Raw genomic sequence first — 17331 nt, 5'->3', positions numbered from 1 at the left:
ATTAGAGATATTGACTAAGTACAACTAAGCTCATAATTCAGCGATTAATGGAAACTGTTATGTGTAAATTGTGCGGAATATTCTTGATTTTATATTGTGCTTTGCTCTCAATACATGCCTTAGGAACAGCAGAAACGCCGTATTTAAAGCCAGTAGCCAATAGCGCTCAGCAAGAGATAAGTATTAATGCAAACACTTTGGTTGTGCCATTATTAACCATCAAAGGTGCTATTGGGCCTGCCGTTAGTGACTATTTAGTGCGAGAAATAAACAGTGCTAATATGGCCAGTAACATCCCTTTAATTATTATCACACTCGATACTCCTGGTGGCTTAAGTGCCAGCCTACGTGACATTAATAAAAGTATCTTAAATTCTACTATTCCAATCGCCTGTTTAGTTTACCCACAAGGAGCACGCGCAGCGAGTGCAGGTACTTACATACTTTATGCTTGCCATATTGCTGCTATGGCTCCCGCCACCACTCTGGGCGCTGCGACACCAGTTAATATTGCTGGGCCGATGACGCCACCAGCAGAAGATAAGGCACAAAAAAACGCACCTTCTGCGATGGAGAAAAAGGTCTTAAATGATGCCATTGCCTATATTCGTTCACTCGCACAATTACGTTCTCGTAATGAACTATGGGCTGAAAAAGCCGTTACAGAAGCGGCAACGTTAACAGCGAAAGAAGCACTAAAAGAAAATGTCATCACGTTAATCGCTCAGTCGCCACAAGTGTTATTAAATAAACTAGAGGGTCAGCAGGTAGCGATAAAACAGCAAAATATTAAATTATCCTTACAAGGTGCTGAAATACTGAGTAAAAAACCAGACTGGCGTAGCCAATTTATTGCCACGATTACCGACCCTAATATTGCCTATATTTTAATGCTACTGGGTATTTATGGTTTGTTATTAGAATTCTACAGCCCTGGTGTCGGCATAGCAGGTATCATCGGCGGTATATCATTACTTATCGCTTTATATGCCCTGCAGTTATTACCCCTGAATTTTGCGGGTATTGCCCTACTATTGTTAGGCGTAACACTCATGGTGATGGAATCACTGATACCAAGTTTTGGTATCTTTGGCCTCGGTGGTATTAGCGCATTTGTTTTAGGCTCGATATTTTTATTCGACACTAAACTTGAGCAATTTAAAGTTTCACTGCCATTAATTGCCAGTTTTGCTTTTGTCTCTGCACTCTTTATTGTCTTTGCCTTGGGTTTTATCTACCGAGCCCGAAAAAATAAAATAGTCAGTGGTCAAGAAGAAATAATTAATGCTTGGGTTACGGTGGAAAATGACTTCACTGATAAGGGTTATGTGCTCTTTAATGGCGAGCGTTGGGCGGCTAGTAGCCCACTAGCCTTAAAAAAAAGTCAACAGGTACAAGTGCAAGCAATTAATGGCCTAACCCTTGTTTTAGCGCCCGCAATCAACACAACAACTAAGGAGCAAGATAATGACTTCACTATTTAATAATTCAGAATTATTCACCGGCTCAATTATTTTTTTACTTATTGCCTTTTTTTTCAGTGCTTTTAGAATTTTACGAGAATATGAACGCGGGGTAGTTTTTTTACTTGGACGATTTTATAAAGTGAAAGGGCCTGGTTTTATTCTTGTTATTCCCTTTATCCAACAAATGGTAAAAGTTGATTTACGTATAGTAGTGATGGATGTACCTAGCCAAGACGTTATCAGCCGCGATAATGTTTCAGTAAAAGTTAATGCGGTTATTTATTTTCGAGTTATTGACCCACAAAAAGCGATTATCAATGTCGAAGACTATTTACAGGCAACGTCTCAACTTGCACAAACCACCTTACGTTCGGTGTTAGGGCAACATGAATTAGACGAAATGCTCGCGAATAGAGATATGTTAAATGCCGATATTCAAACCATTTTAGATGTCAGAACCGACAGTTGGGGCATAAAAGTGTCTAATGTTGAAATTAAACACGTTGATTTAAATGAAACTATGATCCGCGCTATTGCCAGACAAGCCGAAGCAGAGCGAACTCGTCGAGCCAAAGTTATTCATGCCACTGGGGAATTAGAGGCGTCAACTCACCTGACCCAAGCCGCCAATCAACTGGCCAAAGAGCCTGATGCGATTATGTTACGTTATTTACAAACTTTAACAGAAATTGCTGGTGAGAAAAATTCTACTATTATTTTCCCTTTACCCATGGAGCTGATAAGCGGTCTTATTAAATCAACAGACAAAACAACCAAAGGATAGTAGAAAAACACACGCTATTATCTTTACTCATTATTATAATATTAACGTTAATCTCTTATGACAAGGGGTTAACTCCTCTTAGAAACATTACCTAGTAAACCATAATATTGAAACAGTAAACTTTGCATTAAACAGCCAAGAAAAAGCCGCTAAACTTGAACCTGTGCTTGCCTTACGTGCTGAATAAATTTTAACTGTAATTAAAATTATTGTTTATAACAGAACATATACCTGCAGTGACTGGTTAATTTCACCCCGTCTATCGAGGTAATATTTCGCGCACTTGAACCCAGATACCGAGCAGTAAAGCATAACAACCTATGTTGATATGGGTTTATTACCTTGAGTTATCAACAATAAAAACCCACGACTAGCAGCTTAATATTTTAGCATGTTCTATTTGCTAAAAGTTTATCTTTATTAAAGTTCAAGAGATTAGGACTTATAGACTTATGGAGCTATGGATTTATGAACTTATGAACTAATGAACTTATGAACTTATGGAACTATGGAACTATGGAACTATGGAACTATGGAACTAAAACAATAGGCACACCAACACAATGTGCCAGTTTATTCGCCACACTACCCAGTAATATATCAGCAAAGCGCGATCGACCTCGCCGACCAACAAAGAGCATATTAACGTGATAATCATTTACCTGTTGAAGTAACGCGTCAACAGGCTCACCCCAGATATATTCACTACTCAAATCAACCTTTTCTGCTTTAAATTTTTCAATCGAGGGTTGTAAAATTTTTTCATTCACATCATGTTCTATTTGTTTTTTATCAAGCGGAGGTGGCGCAACCCCCTCAATCATCATTGGCTGAAATTCTTGCCAAGTAATCACATACACTAATTTAACACTTGCACCTGTTTTTTGTGCAAGATGAACCGCTCGTTCAACAGCTCTGTTACTCCATTCACTGCCGTCAACGCCAACTAAATATAAAAGTTTATGCATGTTATTTACCCTTTTTAATAACCTGTATTTTTAATAGTGATAAAATTGATAGTCAGTTCTTCTATAAGGCACCAACTCATAATGAGGTTGTAAAAATGTTACTAAATCAACCAACTCTGTTATCGTCATCACATCATTAAAATTGCTCATTTTAGACTCTCCGTCAACAGCAATAGCGGTAAGGGCATAACCTTTAGATAGTTTATGTGAAGGATTAATAACACTGGTCACAAGTTCGGCATACGTTGTTACCTTGGTTGATTTACCTCCTAAACGTACATTTAAATCAGGGTTATTTATACCTTCAGCTTGTTCCACACCATTGAGATTATGACAAGCTAAACATTGGTATTTTGTTAATACCATCGCTCCCTTAGCAATATCACCTTTTGGCAAACTAAAGCCTCTGGGTGAATCAGGACCTAAGTCACAACTGCTCAGACTAATAGCGATTAAAGTAAAGCAACAAAAAAGTAAATATTTCATAACAACTCCTCGACACCGATTCAAAAAAGAACAACTACTTTATAAACCTAACATCTAAGTAATAATGCACAGGTTAATTTATCTCTACTTTTTCTAACAAGTAGCTGAGATAGATCAGTTAATGGTCACTAACGATGAAAAATAAGTGTTATTCATCAAAAAGTAGAGCAATACCCCGTAAAATTGCTCGCTGGATTAATAAAATTGCCAAGATAAAGATAAGAATCAACGCCTCATTTACCTCTCTATCTACACACAAAATGACACGCCAAAAAACTTCATATAAATGACATTTATCAGGATCGCCAATATAACTTGGTGATAATATCGTGGTGAATAGCAGCGGTATTGTCTGTTTTACTCAATGTACCTATTGATTATGACAACGACTATTTAATGCATGAGCTTGTAAAAGCTATATTGAAATTTTTATTAACTTATAACGCCAGCAACTATTACGCTGTGGCGTTATAACACTGTACGGAGATAAAAATCATGACATTATTTAAACATCAACCATTATCAACAAGACCACAACTGCCCTTGTTTTCGCAATTATCTAACGAAATTGATCGGTTTTTTGGTCAGGGGTTTCCGATGAATAGCCGGAGTTCAGATTTACTGACTGATGTTTGGCAACCTTCTGCGGATATAGAGCAACAAGACAATCGCTATATAATCAGAGCTGATATTCCTGGCGTTGATCCTAAAAACATTAATGTCTCCATGGACAATGGTAATTTAGTGATTGAAGGAAAAAGAGAAAGCAAAGCGGAAGATAAACGAGAAAATTACTATCGACTCGAACGTTCATACGGAAGCTTTTATCGTAGTTTCAATTTACCTGATGCCCAAGATGCAAAGAAAATTGAAGCGCATTGTCATAACGGTGTATTAGAAGTTATTGTGCCTAAACTCATCGCAGAAAAGCACAAAAAAATAGAAGTAAAAGTGGATTAATATCCGCTCTATTATGTTTGTGAGCTTGTTGCGCACAGAAAAATAATTCAAGGGGTTATATTAAGGGTCATATTTATTGTTTCAGACTAAACATAAGTATCTACATCCGTGTAGGTAAGGTGCTCAATTGATCAATAGCTAGCTATTGGTATTGAGAGCACAGGTGTTTAGTTCCAGAAAAAATCTAAGTACTCGGCTCAATGTGAGCAATAAAGCCTTGGGCTATTTAAACCAGCACAAGTGAGCAATAGCTTAATAGAATTGGTATCACTCAGAAAATTTATTTATCTGGACTAGGGGATCAGTCCAGATAAACTTTAGCTACTCAGTGCTAAATCCATGGAAGCTGAGCTTTATGATAAGGAATAAACCATGTTATCTTTTAATCATGAGGTAGCCAAAAACCTGCGAAAAATCTCATTTTTGCTTAAAGAGCAACACGCCAATCCATTTCGTTGTCAAGCTTATCTAAAAGCGGCAATCACCATTGAGGCATTACCACAAGATCTCAGACAACTTTTTAAAAACAGTGGTGTCAAAGGATTAACTCAGTTACCCAATATTGGCCTTGGTATCGCCCGTTCAATTAATGATTATATTACCATGGGACATATGACGAGATTAGATAATCTCAGAGGAAATACCAATCCCATCGATTTATTTCAAGTTATTCCAACCCTTGGTCGAGAGATGGCTCAACGTATTCACGACACCTTACATGTCGACACCTTAGAAGCTTTTGAAAATGCGATATTTGAAGGTCAATTAGATAATGTTAAAGGGATAGGCGTAAAACGAAAAAAAGCTATTAAAGCTTGGTTTGCTCAATGTTTTGGTGCCCGTCAATTACCCATACCAACTCACCACCAGCCCATTGAGGCTAAGCCCAGTATTGAGCTAATTTTCAATATTGATGCACAATATCGTAAAAAAGCAAAAGCAGGAGAACTGCCTGTAATCACACCAAAACGTTTTAATCCAGAAAACAAACCTTGGTTACCTGTAATGCATCTTAATAAAGAAAATTGGCATTTTACTGCCATGTATTCTAATACTCAGCGCGCCCATAAGCTTAACTTAACTTTAGACTGGGTATTAATCTTTTGTTATGACGAACATCATCAAGAAAGCCAATACACCCTAGTTACCGAAACCCATGGTCCACTGAAGGGAAAGCGGGTGATCAGAGGACAAGAAGCCGCCTGTGAAATTTTTTATACCACAAAAAATGCGATCAAAAATCCTAATACTGATATCGAAAAAATAGCAGCAACAGTAAAATAAATAACCAAATTATAAAGTAGCTGCCAAAATAACAATAATGAGACAAAAATCAATAATACTAAGGTTTGTCATATAACACCTGAAAGCAAAGCAGATATTCGATGCTTAGGCCGATCTAGAATAAACCATTATAGAATTAAATTTATAATTCAATAAGTTATTGTAAAGTTATGTTGTTGTTTTTTATCTAAGCGCTATTTTTCTACCTTAGTTTGTTACGCAAGTGATTGCGATTATCTAATGTTGGGTGATTTTTTGTCGGTCAAACTTTAGTCCATCAACCGTTAAACAGGCAATTAACCTGATGTGTTAACCAACATCTGCAACGGGATTATTTTTATTGCTTGGCCGTTATGCCAATGACGGTCAAATTTCATTTAACTTGATGGACTAAAGTCCATCCTACATACGACCTACATAAACCCTACGGGTGTTCATCTAATTTTGTAGGTCGGACTTTAGTCCGTCAACCGTTTAACTGGCAATTAACCTGATGTGTTAACCAACATCTGCAACGGTGTTATTTTTATCGCTTGGCAGTTATGCCAATGACAGTTAAATTTCATTTAACTTGACGGACTAAAGTCCATCCTACATAAAACCTACATAAGCCCTAGGGGTGTTCAATCTAACGTTGGGTGATTTTTTGTCGGTCGGACTTTAGTCCGTCAACCGTTTAACTGGCAATTAACCTGATGTGTTAACCAACATCTGCAACGGTGTTATTTTTATTGCTTGGCCGTTATGCCAATGACGGTTAAATTTCATTTAACTTGATGGACTAAAGTCCATCCTACATAAGCCCTAGGGGTGTTCATCTAACGTTGGGTGATTTTTTGTCGGTCGGACTTTAGTCCATCAACCCTTAAACACCCTATTGAATCGGCTTTGTTAATGCTTCATCTAATACAGTATCGACATGTTCAGCCAACACAAAACGCATTTCTTTCTGAATTGACTCAGGTAAATCAGTCAAGTCTTTCTCATTTTTACTGGGTAAAATAACTGTGGTTAAACCGGCGCGGTGTGCGGCTAAAATTTTATCTTTTATCCCCCCAACAGGTAACACTAAACCCCGTAAGGTAATTTCGCCCGTCATGCCAATATGATGAAAAATAGGCCTATCAGTTAATAACGACACTAACGCGGTAATGATGGCAACGCCAGCAGACGGCCCATCTTTTGGTGTTGCTCCGGCGGGTACATGAATATGAATATCAGTATGCTCAAAAAAATCTTCAGCAATACCTAATTGCTTGGCTTGGGATCTTACGTAACTTAACCCTGCTTCAACTGACTCTCGCATTACATCGCCTAATTGTCCGGTAATGGTCAAACCCTTTTTACCTGGCATAGCGCTAGCTTCAATAAATAATATATCGCCCCCAACAGCGGTTACCGCCAACCCTGTTGCTACGCCTGGGCGTTCAGTACGTTCGGCAAGATCATAAGAGAATGGCGGTTTACCCATTAATTCTTCCAACATAGCGTTATCAACAGTGAGCGATTTACCACTTTTTGTGGCAATTTTTATCACTAATTTTCGACAAATAGCACCTAAACGTCGATCCAAACTACGTACACCCGCTTCTCGGGTGTATTGACGAATAAGTGTCAGCATCGCCGCGTCATTTATAGTTAACTCTTTAACCCGTAAGCTATTTTCTCGTAATTGTCGAGGTAATAAATAACGCTTCGCGATATGAAATTTTTCATCATCGGTATAGCCCGACAAGGTTATAACCTCTAATCTATCTCGTAACGGCCCAGGAATGTTATCGAGTTGATTAGCCGTGGCAATAAACATTAACTGACTAAAATCAAAAGCGACTTCAAGATAATGATCACGAAATTCGCTATTTTGTTCTGGATCTAAAATTTCAAGTAGCGCCGACGCAGGATCACCGCGCTGATCGCCAACAATTTTATCAACTTCATCTAACAATATAACCGGATTATTAGTCCCCACGTCGCGCAATGCTTTAATAAACCGACCCGGCATCGCACCAATATAGGTACGACGATGGCCCCGAATTTCAGCCTCATCACGTATGCCTCCTAAACTGATACTAACCAACTTACGTCCCAAGGCATGTGCTATTGAATGTCCTAATGACGTTTTTCCAATACCGGGAGGCCCGACAAAACAAAGAATAACGCCTTCTCGTTCTCGGCGAATATGAGGTGACGATGCACGCTCATCTAATGGTTTAGTTAATAATCTTTTCTGCCGCAGCTGCCTGACCGCCAAGTACTCTAAAATGCGCTGTTTTATTTTTTCCAAGCCATAATGGTCTTCATTAAGAATTTTTTCTGCCTGTTTAATATCAAGCGTGTCTTCCGTCGTTTTTTTCCAAGGTAACGCGAGTAACCAATCAAGATAAGTTAATATCACGCCTGACTCTGAAGATGATTGTGGGATATGTTCTAAACGAGAAATTTCCTGCCTTGCTTGCTCTTCTGCTTCGGTTGACATACCACTGGTTTCGATTTTCTTAAGGTATTGCTCTATTTTAATTTGTTGGCTATCTTCTTCACCCAATTCGCGTTGCATAGCCTTAATTTGATGGCGCAAAACATAGTCACGTTGTGCCTTGTCCATTTCACCATGGGCTGAACTTTGTATTTTCTTACCTAGCTCAAGTACCTTCATTTCGTGTTGGATAAGATCGGTTAGTTTAAGCATTTTTGCCACAACATCTTTCATATTAAGTATGTCTTGAGCGTCAGCCATGTTCATTCGCATACTCGAACTGACTAAATAAACCAGTTGACGACAATCTTCTGTTTGGCTTAATGCACTCACTAATGATTTAGGTAAATATGAAAGTATGTTAATTAATTCGCTAAACGACTTTAACAAGTTATTGCGTATTGCTTGTGCTTCAATATCTCCTGCTTCTGGTTCAATATCAGTAACAAGATGAATTTTTGCCCGTAAATAGGGCTTTTCGCTCAGCCAAGCGTCAACCGAAAATTTATCAAGCCCTTGTAACAATACCGTGGAGTGATTATTTTCACCCTTTGAAATTCGCAATATCTGTGCAATACACCCCACTTGATAAAGATCTAAAGGTGCTGGCTCTTCAACGTCTTGATCTTTATAAGCAAGGGTTGCCAATAAGTTATTACCTGCGGCCACATCCTCGAGCAATTTCAATGAGCGCGCTTGACCAACAGAAATAGAATTAACGTTGTAAGGGAATAAAACTAGATTTCGTAACGGCAATACCGGCAGATTATCAGGAATAGCGACTAAGGCTCTAGGTTGTTGATTTACATCAACTGATTGCTGTTTATTGTCCTCTTTTACTTTAATACCTTTAACATTAATGTCTGACATCTGGGTTCCTTAATATTACAAAATTATAAATTTACTTTTCGTAACTTTTTTTTCGTAACTTTTTTTTCGTAATATGGTCATTACTGCTTGGGTTAATTCACCAACATAATGCTAATCCCAGTTATTAATTTACACGCTGATATTTATCAGTTCAATTTCGTATTATTCTGTTTAAAGTTGTTTTAGTGTTTTAGAGTTATAATGTATTTACATTAGCGATATTTATAGCTAATGCTGATTTTTAGTGAGTATCAAGCCATTGAAACTACAAAATCTTTACGCTAAAACTTGATATAAATGGCGAAAATAACTTGCTGAGATGGGTAAAAACAATAAGTACAATATTGTTAAGGAGTGGGTCAAGTGTCTGGACTAAAAGTACAAAACATTTTTATTGTTGACGATCATGAACTCGTTCGCCAAGGGCTACGTCAGTTGGTTGACGGTGAAGCAGATATGCACATTTGTGGTGAGGCCGCCAATGTCTATGACGCACTTAACATGCGATCTACCCTGACAGCAGACGTTGCTATTGTTGACTTATCATTGCCCGACGGTAATGGTCTGGATTTAATCAAACAACTTCATGCTTGGCGACCACAAATGGGGATTATCGTCTTATCAATGCACGATGATGAATTGTATGCAGAAAGAGCATTAAATTGTGGTGCGCTAGGTTATATCAATAAACAAGACTCAGCTCAAAAATTACTCCTTGGCATAAGACAAGTAATGAAAAATAAAATTTTTGTTAAAGCAGAAATTCTTGAAAAAATACGTAAAAACCCATCACGAACAATAACCTCTAAAAATGCTATCAACATACAGATACTGACCGACAGAGAACTACAGGTTTTTGAAGCTATTGGACAAGGCATCACAACAACAAAAATTGCCAAATTACTCAATGTTAGCGTAAAAACGATTGAAAGCCACCGGCGTCACATCAAAGACAAGTTCCACTTAAGCTCTGGTTTAGAGCTAACGCGCTCAGCAATAATCTGGAGTTTAGAAGTCATTTCAGCTGAATAAAAAATAGATATAAAAATATTTTTATTCTTAGCACAACACTTAAAATAAATCACTTTAGATCACACTCACTTTTCCACCGAAACTAGGTGCTACATGTCAGGAATAAATGCAACTACACCTAAGCTGATTGTCGGTATTGGCGCTTCTGCTGGCGGGCTTGAATCATTTAGTACCTTCTTTGCTCATATGCCAAATGACAGTAATATAGCCTTTGTTTTATTACCTCATTTAGACCCAACACATAACAGCTTGATGCCAGAGTTACTTTCCAAAAAAACGGCTATGCCGGTTTGCGAAGCGAGTGAAAATATGCAAGTGCAAGGGGATCATGTCTACATACTGCCTCCCGGTAAACTGCTTTTTATCAGTGGCGGGCACCTGCACCTTTCACCAAACGTCAAAAGTCGCACCCAGTGGGTTGCGATTGAATATTTTTTACGCTCTTTAGCGCTAGATCAAGGTGAACATTGTGTTGCCATCATTTTGTCTGGCACTGGCAGTCATGGCACATTAAGTTTTAGTGATATAAAACTTGCAGGTGGCATGATCATAGCTCAAGACCCAGCTAGCACTACCTATAATCAAATGCCTATAAACGCCATTAATACCGGATTAGTTGATGTGATTGCCCGACCTGAAAACATGCCAATGTTGTTAACAGAGTTTTCCAACCACCCCTATTTACAAAGTAAAGCTGAACAAACTGATCAACAGGTGTTTAATTGCATGTACTCTATACTGTCATTATTGCACAGCCGTACAGGTTATGATTTTAGTGGCTATCGGAAAAATATGTTATTGAGGCGCATTCAACGACGCATGTGTGTGTGTCATAGCAAAACAATACAAGATTATCATCAGTTTATGAAAAATAATCCAACCGAAACCAACTCATTAAACAACGATTTATTGATTGGGGTTACCGCATTTTTTCGTGATGAAGAGGCATTTTCAGCGTTACAAACCCATGTTTTTCCTGAACTTGTCGCGCGAAGTAGTGTAGATAATCCTGTTCGTATTTGGATCCCTGCCTGCGCTACTGGGGAAGAAGTTTATACCATCACCTTATTAATGTTTGAGGCTTTTGACCAAGCGAAGAAAGAAATTAACCTGCAAGTTTTCGCCAGCGACATTGATGAAAAGTCAATCAATGTTGCTCGCGGCGGCATCTACGCTAAAAGTATTGCTGAAATTATCTCTGCTGAGCGCTTAGCCAGTTTTTTTGACGTGACTAATAAAGGCGATTATCAAATTAAAAAAGTCATTCGCGAAAAAATTATTTTTTCTAATCAAAATCTGATAAACGACGCGCCATTTTCTCGACTAGATCTCATCAGCTGTCGTAATCTGTTTATTTATTTACAGCCAGAACTGCAAGCTAACCTGCTCGATTTATTTCATGTTGCGCTGAAAACGACAAGTTATTTAATGCTAGGCCCGTCTGAGTCTCTGGGTAAAAATAAACATCAATTTACCACTATATCCAAAAAGTGGCGTATTTTTAAAAATATTACACCATTAATTAAAAGCTCATTGGCTGTACCCGTGAGCCGTATGCCAACACCAAATATCGCAATAGATCAAAGTACTATAAGCAATAATTTTAGAGTTGACTCACCTTCTCGTTATAGTGACTTGGTTAATCGTGATTTACTTGCCGCTTATGCGCCAGCAGCCGTGTTGATTAATCGTTCATTTGAAATACTGCACCATCAAGGCCCTACGGTTAATTTTCTTGAGTTTCCAAAAGGCTCCCCTTCTAATGATCTATTAGTCTTATTACGTGAAGGACTCAGAGCGCGAATGCGTTCAGCGATTAATTATGTGCAAAAAGAAAATCAGGCTATTGCAGATCACCAAGCCAGAGTAAAACGTAATAATCATTATGTAACTTGTACACTTACCGTTCGCCCCGTATATGAGCCAAACCTTTCAACTGAGTTGTTACTGATCACTTTTGAAGACAAACATCCTTTACAAAATAGCTCGCCGCAAAATATTTCAGTAGAAGATACACTTAAAAAGAATCCCCCTAGTCCGTATTTAATCGCAAACAATGACAGCGCAGCAAACTCAAACATAGTCACTCAACTTGAGTATGAACTAAACGCTACTCGCGAAGATTTATACAGTACGGTTCACGAACTGGAAAACTCCAATGAAGATCTAAAAGTAAGTAATGAAGAAGCCATGTCGATGAATGAAGAGTTGCAATCTGCCAACGAGGAATTGGAAACCTCTAAAGAAGAACTGCAATCGATGAATGAAGAACTCAACACCATTAACTCCGAATTACAATATAAAGTTGAAGAATTAGAGCGAAGTTATAATGATATCAGCAACTTACTTTCCAGCACAGATATTGCCACTGTATTTCTTAATCGCGACATGCAAGTGATGTTATTCAATCCTCCTATTAGTGAATTGCTCAACTTACGTGAAAGCGATATTGGTCGTCCTATTAGTAATTTTTCTGCCAATGTATCTAATAAAGCTTTAATGACTGACGCAAAACAGGTGCTGGAAACATTAACCCCGATTGAAACCGATGTATGGAGTCATCATAAAGGTCAAAAGCAGCGCTGTTATTTACGTCGAATAGTGCCCTATCGCACCTTAGATGATCATATTAACGGTATTGTGATCACTTTTGTCGACATTACTGAGCGCCATCATCAAAAACAAATATTGGAACAATGTGTGCAAGAGCGCACGCATGCGTTACACGAGCGAGAAGCACGGCTAAGCGCCATAATGAATTATGCTTTTGAAGCCATACTTGTTTTAGATTTATCAGGCAAGATTACCGAATTTAATCACTCAGCCCAAACAATGTTTAATTATAATAATAAAGAAATTATTGGCAAAAACATTCAAGCATTAATTCCCTCAATCAATATTAAACAGCTAACTAGCCAAGCACTGAACCTTGAATCATCGGCTCTGTCTACCTTGATTTTAGAGAAAAAAGAATTGATAGGATTAAGGAAAGATGCGCTTGATTTCCCCATCGCACTCTCCTTAACTAAGGTCAAGGGTCGACCACTTTACATCGGTATTATTAATGACTTGAGCGAACCTCAAGCATTAAAAAAAGCCTTAATTAACATCAGCACCTATGAGCAGGAAAAAATTGGCCATGAAATTCATGATAATTTAGGCCAACGTTTAACTGGGATCAACTTACTGGCGAGTAATTTAAAACGCTCTTTGCCTAAAAGTGACATAAAAAACAATCAAGCAATGGACCTTATAATAGAACAATTGAGTCAAGCCATTGGTGATACTCGAGATTTTAGTCATACCTTAGCCCCTATTTTATTTCCTCCGCATGGCTTACAAGGCGCCTTAACCACCATGATGAAATTATTTGATTCATCAGGTATTAAAAAGAAAATAAAATTATCTTCAAATTTAACCATTGTAGATTCCGTCGTAGCGACTCAAGTCTACCGCATCGCCCAAGAAGCCATTAATAATACCTTAAAACATGCTAAAGCCCGAAAGGTAACACTGCAACTACAAGCGCAAGGAGAAAACACCTGTTTAGAGATCACTGATGATGGCCTAGGTTTTGACATCAATGATCCAAAGTTTAATCAAGGTATAGGTATACAAATCATGCGATATCGGGCATCTAATATTAATGCGACATTAGATGTTGTCTCATCGAAAGGCAAAGGTACAAGTGTGCGCTGTGTGTTTTAACACTCTAATTTATTTTCATCACTTCAATAAACCTAACTAAACAGCACACTAAATAACAAAGTAAGAATATAGCAAAGTAAGCCACAGCAGATGAAAAATCAGGTCGGTAGACTCATAAGAACCCTCATGCATTTTAGTGTTTTTTATACTCGTATTATCTTAGCATTACCCGTGCATTCGATAATTTGACAGTATCAGCTATAAGTCTATAGTTATAAATGATGACATCCAAAAATTAAATAACGAATAATTATAGTCAACATTAGGAGTTAGTTTAATGGTTCGCGTTAAACGTTTGGTACTCGATATTCTAAAACCCCACCAACCCAATGCGCTAGAATTTTGTCAGGTGTTAGCGTCGGTAGGTGAAGACTATCATGTGACGTTAACTGTAATCGAGATGGATGAAGAAACAGCCACAACCGAAGTGGTAATAGAGGCTAACCATATTGATTTTGATGCAATTTGTGCTGCTATTACTTCAGTAAGTGGCTCAGTTCATAGTATCGATTTTGTCGAAGTACAAAACGACACTCAACAAGAGTAGCCGAGGAATCTGGAATAGCATTTTGATTAGCACTTTAAAACAGGTTGCGTTATTGTTGAGGATCACTAACTCGCAAGACATTATGCGGCGGTACTTTGTGGTTAACGGCTTCGATGGTGCGCTAACAATGCTTGGCATCATTGTCGGTTTTAGTCTTGGTTCCACCACCAGTTTGACCATCACCATTAATGCTTGTGTAGGAGCGGCTATTGCGCTTGCAGTTAGTGGTTTAAGTAGCGCATATATCAGTGAGCATGCAGAGCTTAAACGCACGTTAGTGGAACTTGAAAACATCATGTTAGTTAACATGGAAAATACCGCTCATGGACAAGCAGCACGCTGGGTACCTATTTTTGTTGCGCTAGTTAACGGTTTGGCACCTTTGGTCATATCCTTATTAATTATTGCTCCGCTATGGTTGGCCGACGCTGGATTTTCGTTAATTTTTCCACCTCTGTTAATGGCCAGTATTATCGCGATGACATTAATTTTTTTTCTTGGTATATTTCTAGGCCATGTCTCTGGAGTGTCTTGGTTAATAAGTGGTCTAAGAACCCTGCTGATCAGTTTAGTGACAATCTTTCTTATCTATCTGTTTAGTAAAAACTAATACAAAAGTCATGGTGGTTAACTTTCAATTTTAATGGCTAAAATTAAAGAAATACTAGCAGATATAGCGGCAATAAAAGATCATCAACCTGCACTTAACAGATACCGGTTATTTTAACAAAAGTCACCAATATCTATTAAGTTACTTTAATCGTTTCTCATAGAATATCAGCAAGGTAACGTACACGCAGCTAACGATAACACCTCATAAATAGCCCCCCTTAAATAACACCTTTTTTTAACGCCATAAAATCATAAAAGCAGCTTTTAATATGGCTTCAGCCTGATATATATCATTCAGATAACCTCGAATAATCCTTAATGTTAGTAACACTTTTTTGATACACAGAGCGATTACCATGCAATTTAAACCATTTATTTTTATATGCATACTGACATTAGTGGGATGCAATAACAGTGATAGTGAACCCAGTATTCCTATTGATCAACCAAGCACTGATTTAGTTACTGTAGGGACAATATCGGGCTTCGGCAGTATTATTTCTAATGGCGTTACTTTTTCTACGACAGCCGCCACAGTCATGATCGATACAGAACCGAGTAACCTAGCAGAACTGCAAGTAGGAATGGTGGTTTCAATACGTGGGAGTGTTAATACTAACACTGGCGCAACTACAGCAAGTTACATTCATTTTGAAGGTGATGTTGAAGGTGTTATTACCAACATTAACACAAACAATAACAGCCTAATTATACTCGGCAGAACTATTTTAGTTGATGAGTTAACGGTAATCAATAATGCATCATTTGCAACGTTGGCAATAGGTAACATAGTCAAAGTTAGCGGTCAGTGGCGAGACCAAGAAAGAATACAAGCAACTTATATAACACGAACACAAAATCAATATATGAATGGCATGCACATGCAAGTTAAAGGAGTAATACAAGCGCTTGACCCTGATTTACAGCGCTTCAATATTGGTACGCAAGTGTGCGACTATTCGGGTGCTATGCTGAAATTAAATGGCTTAGCATTAACTAATGGCATGTATGTTGAGGCATCTAGTATGAGAGCATTGTCAGAAAATGTTTTTTTTCTTGACCAATTGCAAATACGTCAACGCAATAGAAACCGATATAACGACGGTGATAAACTGTGTAACCTTAATTGCGATTTTGAATTGAGTGGATTCATTACAGAATTCATTTCAGCTACTGACTTTACTGTCGATAGCTTACCTGTAACGACGACAAGTTCGACTGTTTTCGTCAATGGTAGTTCTTCTTCGCTTGGGCTTGATGTGAAAGTGAAAGTTGATGGTGTTCTAAATGATGACGACATTTTAGTCGCTGACAAAATAGTTTTTAGCCTACAATCATTTATCGAAATTGACGCCGATGTAGAGTCAATTAATGTCAGCAATGCTGAGCTCTCGATACTAGGAATTAATGTTGAAACAAATTCGTCAACGCTATTTCACGACCACAGTGATGCCGCACTTCGAGAATTTTCAATCAACGACTTAGCCTTTGGTGATCGCGTCAACATTCGCGCTTATATGGATAGTGATCGTGTGATGGTATCGCGTTTAGAACGTCAGCCCCCTGAAGACAAGGTTACGCTTAAGGCCTTAGTAGAAGAAATTAACCCATCGAGTTTAACGCTACTTGGCGTTAACGTCACAACTAATCAAAATACAATTTATCGAAATAAAGCTCGTGAAATAATTGATGCTGAAACTTTCTTTTTGTCAGTAACCACGACCAGTTTGGTAAAAGCTGAAGGCTCCTATGATAATACGGCTATTTTGGCTAACAAGTTGTATCTTTTAGATTGTGACTATGGCTGTCTTTGATGGTTGTCTTTGACGATTAATGTGTTAACTACGTGTTAGATTATTTAGCGTGCAGTTAAACAGCTCCACGCTATACCTTGTATTGCATTGCAAAACTGACTATAACTAAACCAGTAGTGCAAGTGCAATGCAGAGGTATATTGTCGAGTAATAGCTGGATATTGTACTTAAGATCACCTGTGCTTAAGATCACCGCGGCCGTGGTGTATTTCAACCAGCAAAAGTGGACAATAATCGCAATAAAATGAGACTAAGACCCATCAAAAAAGAGACCGTATCTTATGCTGTTACCCGCCGAGTAACTTCAACCTAGTAACTTCAAGGTAT

12 protein-coding genes are annotated in these 17331 nt (G+C 38.1%); 9 read left to right on the top strand and 3 right to left on the bottom strand.

Features of this window, described 5'->3' with window-relative positions:
- The first annotated feature begins 59 nt into the window (after nt 1-59).
- Both H4J65_RS16045 and H4J65_RS16040 read left to right on the top strand, forming a co-directional pair.
- Nucleotides 60-1484, top strand: a complete 1425-nt coding sequence (locus tag H4J65_RS16045) for a nodulation protein NfeD (RefSeq protein WP_182198803.1) — start codon at nt 60-62, stop codon at nt 1482-1484.
- Nucleotides 1468-2250, top strand: a complete 783-nt coding sequence (locus tag H4J65_RS16040) for a slipin family protein (RefSeq protein ID WP_182136929.1) — start codon at nt 1468-1470, stop codon at nt 2248-2250. The genes H4J65_RS16045 and H4J65_RS16040 overlap by 17 nt, the downstream gene beginning before the upstream one ends.
- A 530-nt stretch (nt 2251-2780) precedes the next feature.
- Here the strand turns inward: H4J65_RS16040 and H4J65_RS16035 are convergent.
- Nucleotides 2781-3218 (bottom strand): universal stress protein, encoded by a 438-nt coding sequence (locus H4J65_RS16035; RefSeq protein ID WP_182136930.1) that lies wholly within the window; start codon nt 3216-3218, stop codon nt 2781-2783.
- A gap of 30 nt (nt 3219-3248) precedes the next feature.
- Complete coding sequence (locus tag H4J65_RS16030) at nt 3249-3704, bottom strand: cytochrome C (RefSeq protein WP_182136931.1); 456 nt, start codon at nt 3702-3704, stop codon at nt 3249-3251.
- 495 nt (nt 3705-4199) lie between these two features.
- Between H4J65_RS16030 and H4J65_RS16025 the strand changes: the two genes are divergently transcribed.
- Nucleotides 4200-4664: an Hsp20/alpha crystallin family protein gene (locus H4J65_RS16025; protein ID WP_182198802.1), complete on the top strand. Its 465-nt coding sequence runs from the start codon at nt 4200-4202 to the stop codon at nt 4662-4664.
- Between the two features lie 372 nt (nt 4665-5036).
- Nucleotides 5037-5948 (top strand): DNA-binding protein, encoded by a 912-nt coding sequence (locus H4J65_RS16020; RefSeq protein ID WP_182198801.1) that lies wholly within the window; start codon nt 5037-5039, stop codon nt 5946-5948.
- An 874-nt stretch (nt 5949-6822) separates the two neighbouring features.
- Here H4J65_RS16020 and lon read toward each other — a convergent pair.
- Complete coding sequence (lon, locus tag H4J65_RS16015; RefSeq protein ID WP_182198800.1) at nt 6823-9291, bottom strand: endopeptidase La; 2469 nt, start codon at nt 9289-9291, stop codon at nt 6823-6825.
- Nucleotides 9292-9654: 363 nt separating this feature from the next.
- Here lon and H4J65_RS18205 point away from each other — a divergent pair, with 363 nt between their 5' ends.
- The 5 genes from H4J65_RS18205 to H4J65_RS15990 all read left to right on the top strand — a co-directional run bounded on the left by H4J65_RS18205 (nt 9655) and on the right by H4J65_RS15990 (nt 17004).
- The gene (locus H4J65_RS18205; RefSeq protein ID WP_182185043.1) at nt 9655-10323 is read left to right on the top strand and encodes a response regulator transcription factor; all 669 of its coding nucleotides are present in this window, start codon (nt 9655-9657) and stop codon (nt 10321-10323) included.
- 93 nt (nt 10324-10416) lie between these two features.
- Nucleotides 10417-14031, top strand: a complete 3615-nt coding sequence (locus H4J65_RS16005) for a CheR family methyltransferase (protein WP_182198799.1) — start codon at nt 10417-10419, stop codon at nt 14029-14031.
- Between the two features lie 277 nt (nt 14032-14308).
- Complete coding sequence (locus H4J65_RS16000) at nt 14309-14578, top strand: DUF211 domain-containing protein (protein WP_182198798.1); 270 nt, start codon at nt 14309-14311, stop codon at nt 14576-14578.
- An 82-nt stretch (nt 14579-14660) separates the two neighbouring features.
- Nucleotides 14661-15188: a hypothetical protein gene (locus H4J65_RS15995; RefSeq protein WP_220465174.1), complete on the top strand. Its 528-nt coding sequence runs from the start codon at nt 14661-14663 to the stop codon at nt 15186-15188.
- A gap of 358 nt (nt 15189-15546) precedes the next feature.
- Nucleotides 15547-17004: a DUF5666 domain-containing protein gene (locus H4J65_RS15990; RefSeq protein ID WP_182198797.1), complete on the top strand. Its 1458-nt coding sequence runs from the start codon at nt 15547-15549 to the stop codon at nt 17002-17004.
- Nucleotides 17005-17331: the final 327 nt, after the last annotated feature.

Origin of the sequence: Colwellia sp. MB02u-9 (assembly GCF_014077085.1) — a bacterium.
Lineage (GTDB): Bacteria > Pseudomonadota > Gammaproteobacteria > Enterobacterales > Alteromonadaceae > Cognaticolwellia.
The sequence above is the reverse complement of the archived record's forward strand: the minus strand, read 5'-3'. Positions and strand labels throughout refer to the sequence as shown.

What these genes read in the sequence shown, in the direction of transcription:
- H4J65_RS16045 (WP_182198803.1), top strand. Translation starts at nt 60, where the DNA reads ATGTGTAAATTGTGCGGAATATTCTTGATTTTATATTGTGCTTTGCTC.
- H4J65_RS16040 (WP_182136929.1), top strand. Translation starts at nt 1,468, where the DNA reads ATGACTTCACTATTTAATAATTCAGAATTATTCACCGGCTCAATTATT.
- H4J65_RS16035 (WP_182136930.1), bottom strand. Translation starts at nt 3,218, where the DNA reads ATGCATAAACTTTTATATTTAGTTGGCGTTGACGGCAGTGAATGGAGT.
- H4J65_RS16030 (WP_182136931.1), bottom strand. Translation starts at nt 3,704, where the DNA reads ATGAAATATTTACTTTTTTGTTGCTTTACTTTAATCGCTATTAGTCTG.
- H4J65_RS16025 (WP_182198802.1), top strand. Translation starts at nt 4,200, where the DNA reads ATGACATTATTTAAACATCAACCATTATCAACAAGACCACAACTGCCC.
- H4J65_RS16020 (WP_182198801.1), top strand. Translation starts at nt 5,037, where the DNA reads ATGTTATCTTTTAATCATGAGGTAGCCAAAAACCTGCGAAAAATCTCA.
- lon (WP_182198800.1), bottom strand. Translation starts at nt 9,291, where the DNA reads ATGTCAGACATTAATGTTAAAGGTATTAAAGTAAAAGAGGACAATAAA.
- H4J65_RS16005 (WP_182198799.1), top strand. Translation starts at nt 10,417, where the DNA reads ATGTCAGGAATAAATGCAACTACACCTAAGCTGATTGTCGGTATTGGC.
- H4J65_RS16000 (WP_182198798.1), top strand. Translation starts at nt 14,309, where the DNA reads ATGGTTCGCGTTAAACGTTTGGTACTCGATATTCTAAAACCCCACCAA.
- H4J65_RS15995 (WP_220465174.1), top strand. Translation starts at nt 14,661, where the DNA reads ATGCGGCGGTACTTTGTGGTTAACGGCTTCGATGGTGCGCTAACAATG.
- H4J65_RS15990 (WP_182198797.1), top strand. Translation starts at nt 15,547, where the DNA reads ATGCAATTTAAACCATTTATTTTTATATGCATACTGACATTAGTGGGA.